This is a genomic window from Paracoccus sp. SSJ (genome assembly GCF_030234105.1).
In the GTDB taxonomy this organism is placed as follows: domain Bacteria; phylum Pseudomonadota; class Alphaproteobacteria; order Rhodobacterales; family Rhodobacteraceae; genus Paracoccus; species Paracoccus denitrificans.
In genome coordinates this window covers 1-7285 of the sequence record NZ_JASSPE010000047.1, presented here as the reverse complement: position 1 = coordinate 7285, position 7285 = coordinate 1, and the positions used below count along the sequence as shown (strand labels likewise).

Genomic DNA, 7285 nt, shown 5'->3' with positions numbered 1-7285 from the left:
TCTCAGCCGCGCATTCGTGGTCGGCGTCGCCCTGACCCTGCTGCTCGCCGGCCTGGCACTGCTCGAAAGAAACCACCGAAAACTCCTCGAACGCTAAAGCAGAAAATCCGACGCAAAAAGCAGGGCGGACCCGGAGACCTCCAGCACGAGATCGGCGCGCCGGTCTGAGTCAAGGTCAACAAAAACAACAAAAAAATCCGGGCCAAGAACCGAGATGACAATGTCAGACGATGAGAAATCATCGGTGCCGATGGAGGTCAGTCCAAGGCCAGAAAGGTCGATCTTGTCCTCGCCGGACGTGAAATCCAGGATGACATCGGTGCTGCCGTCCAGGTCTTCGGGCGCGGAGAAGACGAACACATCGGCTCCGAGCCCGCCGACCAGCGTATCGCAGCCGCGTCCGCCGACCAGCGTATCGTTGCCGTCGCCGCCCTCGATCAGGTCATGGCCGTCACCGCCGCCAAGCAGGTCGTCGCCGGCATCGCCGAACAGGCTGTCATGGCCTGCGCCGCCGGACAGGGTGTCGCCGCCCAGGCCGCCATGCAACTCATCATTGCCGTCGCCCCCGTCCAGAAAGTCGTCGCCCAGACCGCCGAGAAGCGTGTCGCTGCCGCCATCGCCGTAAAGCATGTCGTTGCCCGGCCCGCCCTCGATCAGGTCGTGGCCGTCACCGCCATGGACGGTATCGTTGCCGAAGCCGCCATACAGGGCGTCGTTGCCAAGACCGCCCGAAAGCGAATCATCGCCGGCCTGGCCATACAGCGTGTCGTTGTCGGCCCCGCCGAACAGCGTGTCGCCGCCATCGCCGCCATACAGCAGGTCATGCCCTTCGTCGCCATGCAGCACGTCCGCGCCCGATTCGCCGTAAAGCGTGTCGTGGCCGCGACCGCCCATCAGCATATCGTTGCCCTCGCCGCCCCGCAGCCGATCGTATCCCTCGCCGCCCAGCAGGGTGTCGTTGCCTGGGCCGCCTTCCAAAAGATCGTCGCCCGCATCGCCTTGCAGCAGATCGTCGCCCGCCTCGCCCCAGAGCGTGTCGTTGCCATTGCCGCCGGCCAACGTGTCGTTGCCTTCGCCACCCCGCAGCGTATCGGAGCCCGCACCGCCGACGAGGCTGTCATGGCCCGCGCCTCCGAACAGCAGGTCGTTGCCGTCGCCGCCGAACAGGCGGTCGTTGCCGGCATATCCGGCCAGCGTGTCGTTGCCGCCGTCGCCATAAAGCGTATCGTCGCCCGCGCCGCTGGTCAGGCTGTCATGGTCCGCACCTCCGAACAACAGGTCGTTGCCGTCGCCGCCGGCGAGGGTGTCATTTCCGGCCTCGCCGCGCAGCGTATCGTTGCCCGCGCCGCCGACGAGACTGTCCTGGCCTGTGCCGCCGAGCAGCAGGTCGTTGCCCGCACCACCGAAGAGATGGTCGTTGCCGGCATACCCGGCCAGCGTGTCGTTGCCGCCGTCGCCATAAAGCGTATCGGCCCCCGCGCCGCCGGTGAGGCTGTCATTCCCCGTGCCTCCGAACAGCAGGTCGTTTCCGTCGCCGCCGGCCAGGGTGTCGTTTCCGGCCTCGCCCCGCAACGTATCGTTGCCCGCGCCGCCGACGAGGCTGTCATGGCCCGCGCCGCCGAGCAGCAGGTCGTTGCCCGCGCCACCGTAAAGACGGTCATTGCCGGCGTATCCGGCCAGGGTATCGTCGCCACCTTCGCCATAAAGCGTATCGGCCCCCGCGCCGCCGGTGAGGCTGTCATTCCCCGCGCCTCCGAACAGCAGGTCGTTTCCGTCGCCGCCGGCCAGGGTGTCGTTTCCGGCACCGCCCCGCAGCGTATCGGCGCCTGCGCCGCCGACGAGATAATCGTTGCCGTTGCCGCCATTGAGCAGGTCGTTCCCCTTGCCGCCGAACAGCCGGTCGTTGCCGTCGCCGCCGTAAAGCTGATCGTTGCCGTCGCGTCCCTCCAGCGTGTCGTTGCCAAGCGCGCCATAAAGCCTGTCCTCGCCCAGCCCGCCCAGCAGCAGGTCGTGGCCGGCTTGGCCAAAGACGTCCGAGCCGTTGCGGCCGGCCCTCAGCGTGTCGTTGCGCGGGGTGCCGGTCACCGTCGTGCGCATGTCGGGCGGTGCGTAATGGGCGATGGGGAAAAGGGAATTGTCGAAGGCGCTCGCCTGGAGCATCGTGTTGTCGCGTGTCATGACCCAGATAACCGAATTTCCGTAAAATATCCTGATTCCATAGCTTTCCGGCCTGAACCCCAGCTGCCCGACATTGCGGATCATGCCTAGGAAGGACAGGTCCAGCCGGTCCACGCCCGGCTCGAAATCGGTGATGGTGATCTTGCCGTTGACCTCCATGGGCACGAAGATGTCCGCGCCGGCGCCGCCGGTCATCTGCACAGGGCTGCCGCCGGCGATCAGGATGTCGTCGCCCGCGCCGCCGTCCAGCCCACGCGTCCCGGCGCTGGCCATCATCATGTCGTTGCCCCCGGTGCCGGATTGCCAGCCCGCGCCGACGACCCGTGTCAGCCCGATCCGCCCGGGCTCGAAAACGAACTGCGTGATGCCGCTTTCCGTGCGGGACGAGACGAAAAGCGCGATCCTGCCGTCGATCACCAGCGCCGAGAGGGCGGAGACATCGGCCAGCGCCCGATCATGCGCATCGGCAAGCGTGGCCAGATGCATCAGCCGGCCCTCGGGCAGCACGGTAAAGACGCTGATGCCGTCGTCGCCCCCGCCCACGAAGACGAAGGCGCGGCCGTCCATGGTGACGGTTTCCAGCGCGGTGGCGCCGGCAAAGCGGGTGCTGCGTTCGTCGATGACGTGATCGACCGGCAGCAACTCGCCCTCATAGGTCAGCCGCATGGTGGTCAGCGACGAGCTTTGCGATGCCGCGACGACCAGATAGGTCACGCCGCCGACCGTGACCGTGCCCAGATGGCTGGGCTGGTCCATGCCAAGGCCGCGCCAGGACCACAGCATATGCGCCGTCCCCACCGAGCCGTCGGCATGGATCATCTGCACCGCGACATAATTGCCGGTGGCGGAGGCAGAGACGACGAAGCTGCGGTCGCCCAGCGTAGCGACCAGCATGGCGTCGATCTCGGTGCCCTGGACGTTGGGCCCCGGCGGCAGCGCGGCCTGGGTGACATGGCTGACCCTGCCGTCGCCCGACAGCCGCCAGATGTCGAAGGCGGTCTGCCCGTCGCGTGCAGAATAAAGGAAATCGCCCAGCGGGGTCTGGAACTGGCCCAGCCGGATCACGTCGCCCGGCAACCCGCCTGGCCCCGTCAGTCGCGCGCCGTCGCGGAACCCGCCCCCGCCGTCCAGCCGGATGCCGGCGCCAAGCGCATCGCGCAGCCCGGTGCCGAACAGCACCGGATCGTCGCCCAGCGTGACGATGCTGGCGTTCGGCGTGCCGGCATAACCCATCGAGGCGGCATGGGGCCGGGTGCCGATCATCTCGATCGGCTGGTCGGCCGAGGCGATCCGATAGGCGGCGATGCCGCCCCCGACATGGGTGATGCTGTAAAGCGCATGGCCGTCCGGCCCCGCATAGGTCCGCAGATTCGCGATATTGGTCACGAAGGGGGCCTGCGGGCCGATATAGGTGGCAATGTGACGGTAGCGCATCGCGGGGTTCATTTGTGGGGGTCGGGATAATGTTCCGACAAGGTGCCCAACCACCCCTTGAAGTCACGCAGAATTCCCCGTGCATTTTAATGTCCGCAGGCATAGATTCGGCGCCGGCGCACGGCTTGCGCGCATTCGGGAGTTCCTCCATACGCATCCCTGCGTGAAGCAAATCTGGTAGAGACAGATGCAGATCCAAAAGACCTCGCTTCCGGGCGTTCTGGTCCTTGTTCCGCGGCGGTTCGGTGATGAACGTGGATTCTTTTGCGAAAGCTGGAGCCGAAAGACCCTGCATGACGCGGGGCTCGACCTGCCGGAATTCGTTCAGGATAACCATTCGTTATCCGCCGCGGCGGGCACCCTGAGGGGCTTGCATTTCCAGGCGCCGCCACATGCCCAGGGCAAGCTGGTGCGCTGCGGGCGCGGGCGGCTTTTCGACGTGGCGGTCGATATCCGCAAGGGCAGCCCGAGCTATGGCCGATGGACCGGCTGCGAGCTGTCCTTTGAAAACGGCCGCCAGCTGTGGATTCCGCCGGGCTTTCTGCACGGTTTCGTCACCCGCGAACCGGATACGGAAATCCTGTATAAATGTACGGATTATTACGCGCCGGATTGCGATGGGGCGGTGGCTTGGGACAGTATCGGCATCGACTGGGGCGTTTCCGGCCAGCCGATCCTGTCGGCCAAGGACGCAGGCGCCCCGGTATTGAACGAGTTTGACAGCCCTTTCACCTATGAGGGGCCTTTCGGTTACGAGGCGGGAATATGAAGATTCTGGTCACCGGTGGCGCGGGGTTCATCGGTTCGGCTGTGGTGCGGCTGGCGGTGGCGCGGGGGCACCGGGTGGTGAACCTCGATTCGCTGACCTATGCCGCCAATCTGGAGAATGTCGCATCGGTCTCCGGCAGCCCGCTCTATGCCTTCGAGCAGGCGGATATCCGCGACCGGGCCGCGCTGGACCGCATCCTGGCCGAGCATCGGCCCGATGCGATCATGCATCTGGCTGCCGAAAGCCATGTGGACCGCTCGATCGACGGGCCGGGCGCCTTCATCGAAACGAACGTGACCGGCACCTACAACCTGCTGGAAGCGGCGCGGGCCTGGTGGACCGCGCAGGGCCGCCCCGAGGGTTTCCGTTTCCACCATATCTCGACCGACGAAGTCTTCGGCTCGCTGGGCGAGACCGGCCAGTTCACCGAGGATACGCCCTACGACCCGCGCAGCCCCTATTCGGCGTCCAAGGCGGCCTCGGACCATCTGGTCCGCGCCTGGCACGAGACCTATGGCCTGCCGGTGGTGCTGACCAATTGCTCGAACAATTACGGGCCTTTCCACTTTCCGGAAAAGCTGGTGCCGGTGGTGATCCTGAACGCGCTGCACGGTCGGCCGATTCCGGTCTATGGCGACGGCGGCAATGTCCGCGACTGGCTTTATGTCGAGGATCATGCCGACGCGCTGCTTCTGGTGCTGGAAAAGGGCCGCATCGGCCGCAGCTACAATATCGGCGGCGAGAACGAGGCCAGGAATATCGACCTGGTGCGCACCATCTGCGGCCATATGGACCGGCTGCGGCCGAATGCCGCACCGCATGACCGGCTCATCACCTTCGTCACCGACCGGCCGGGCCACGACCGGCGCTATGCCATCGACCCGGGCCGGGTCCGCTCCGAACTGGGCTGGCGTCCCTCGGTCACGGTCGAGGAGGGGCTGAGGCGCACCGTCGAATGGTATCTGGCGAACGAGGACTGGTGGCGACCGCTCCTGACTCGCCAGGGGGTGGGCGAAAGGCTTGGCAAGGCATGAAGGGCCTGCTGGTCTTCGGTCGCAGCGGGCAGGTCGCGACCGAGCTTGCGCGGCTGGCGCCCGAAGCGCGCTTTCTGGGTCGGGATCAGGCCGAGCTGACCGATGCGGCCGCCTGCGCCGCGGCGATTCGCGCATCGGGCTGCACGGCGGTGCTGAACGCCGCCGCCTATACGGCCGTGGACCGCGCCGAATCCGAACCCGAGCTTGCCCACGCCATCAATGCCGATGCCCCCGCCGCCATGGCGCGGACGGCGGCTGAGATCGGCGTGCCCTTCCTGCATATCTCGACCGACTACATCTTTGACGGCTCGGGCGAGCGGCCCTGGTCCGAGACCGATCCGACCGGCCCGCTGGGTGTCTATGGCGCGACCAAGCTGGCCGGAGAGCGGGGCATTGCCGCGGCCGGCGGGCAATGGGCGATCCTGCGCACGTCCTGGGTGTTCTCGGCCCATGGCGCGAATTTCCTCAAGACCATGCTGCGGCTGGGCGCCGAGCGCGAGGAGTTGCGCGTCGTCGCCGACCAGCAGGGCGGCCCGACCCCGGCCGGCGACATCGCCGCCGCCTGTCTTGCCATGCTGGGGGCCATGCGTGCCGATGCCGCGCGCGGCGGCATCTATCATTTCGCGGGCGGCCCCGACACCAGCTGGGCCGGTTTCGCGCGCGAGATCATGGCGCAGGCGGGGCTTTCCTGCCGCGTCACCGACATTTCCACGGCGGATTATCCCACCCCCGCCCGGCGCCCGGTGAATTCACGCCTGAACTGCGCCGCCATATCGCGGGATTTCGGCATCGGTCGCCCCGACTGGCGCGCCGGTCTCGCCAAGGTATTGCAGGAGCTGAAAACATGACCAAATCCGAAAGGCCCGCCAGTCATCGCAAGGGCATCATCCTGGCCGGCGGCTCGGGCACGCGGCTTTACCCGATCACCATGGGCGTGTCGAAGCAGCTGCTGCCGATCTACGACAAGCCGATGGTCTATTACCCGATCACCGTGCTGATGCTCTCCGGTATCCGCGAGATCGTCATCATCACCACGCCCGAGGATCAGGCCCAGTTCCGCCGCCTGCTGGGCGACGGCAGCCAATGGGGCCTCAGATTCGAATACCTGGTGCAGCCCTCGCCGGACGGTCTGGCGCAGGCCTATCTCCTGGCCGAGGATTTCCTGGCGGGTGCGCCCTCGGCCATGGTGCTGGGCGACAACATCTTTTTCGGCCATGGCCTGCCCTTGCTGCTGGAGGCCGCGGATCGCCGGGCAACCGGCGGCACGGTGTTCGGATACCAGGTTTCGGACCCCGAGCGTTACGGTGTCGTCGATTTCGACGCGACGGGGCGTGCGCGGGCCATCATCGAAAAGCCAGCCCAGCCGCCGTCGAATTTCGCGGTCACCGGGCTTTATTTCCTGGACGGCACCGCGCCGCGCCGCGCGGCCGAGGTCCGGCCCTCGGCCCGGGGCGAGTTGGAGATCACCACGCTTCTGGAAAGCTATCTGCACGAAGGCCAGCTGAGCGTCGAAAAGATGGGCCGCGGGTTCGCCTGGCTGGATACCGGCACGCATGCGAGCCTGCTGGATGCGGGAAACTTCGTGCGGACGCTGGAAAACCGCCAGGGCCTGCAAACCGGCTGCCCCGAGGAGATCGCCTTCGAAGCCGGCTGGATTTCCGCCGACGAGTTGCGGGCAAGGGCGGCGCAATTCTCGAAAAACGCCTATGGCCGCTATCTGATGCGCCTGCTGGGCGAGGAGGACTAGGGCGTGTGGGGATTCACAAACGGGGGTTGATGTGATTCATCCTCCGGATGGATCGCGATGTTCTGACGGATGCCCAGTGGGCGAAGATCGAGCCGCATTGTCTGGGTAAGCCAAGCGACCCTG

General features: G+C 66.5%; 5 protein-coding genes. 4 read left to right on the top strand and 1 reads right to left on the bottom strand.

From position 1 onward, the window contains the following. Positions 1-93: 93 nt before the first annotated feature. Positions 94-3612 carry a calcium-binding protein gene (locus tag QPR87_RS23225; RefSeq protein WP_285051534.1) on the bottom strand — a complete coding sequence of 1173 codons (3519 nt, stop codon included), beginning with the start codon at positions 3610-3612 and terminating at the stop codon, positions 94-96. Positions 3613-3799: 187 nt separating this feature from the next. Between QPR87_RS23225 and rfbC the strand changes: the two genes are divergently transcribed. From rfbC to rfbA, 4 genes are read left to right on the top strand one after another with little or no spacing between them, the layout of a single operon-like run. Then, positions 3800-4381 carry a dTDP-4-dehydrorhamnose 3,5-epimerase gene (rfbC, locus tag QPR87_RS23220; protein WP_011748409.1) on the top strand — a complete coding sequence of 194 codons (582 nt, stop codon included), beginning with the start codon at positions 3800-3802 and terminating at the stop codon, positions 4379-4381. Further along, positions 4378-5415, top strand: coding sequence for a dTDP-glucose 4,6-dehydratase (rfbB, locus tag QPR87_RS23215; RefSeq protein ID WP_011748408.1), 1038 nt, complete (start codon positions 4378-4380; stop codon positions 5413-5415). The genes rfbC and rfbB overlap by 4 nt, the downstream gene beginning before the upstream one ends. Beyond that, positions 5412-6263, top strand: a complete 852-nt coding sequence (rfbD, locus tag QPR87_RS23210) for a dTDP-4-dehydrorhamnose reductase (RefSeq protein ID WP_285051533.1) — start codon at positions 5412-5414, stop codon at positions 6261-6263. Before rfbB ends, rfbD begins: the two co-directional genes overlap by 4 nt. Beyond that, complete coding sequence (gene rfbA, locus QPR87_RS23205) at positions 6260-7162, top strand: glucose-1-phosphate thymidylyltransferase RfbA (RefSeq protein WP_011748406.1); 903 nt, start codon at positions 6260-6262, stop codon at positions 7160-7162. The genes rfbD and rfbA overlap by 4 nt, the downstream gene beginning before the upstream one ends. Positions 7163-7285: the final 123 nt, after the last annotated feature.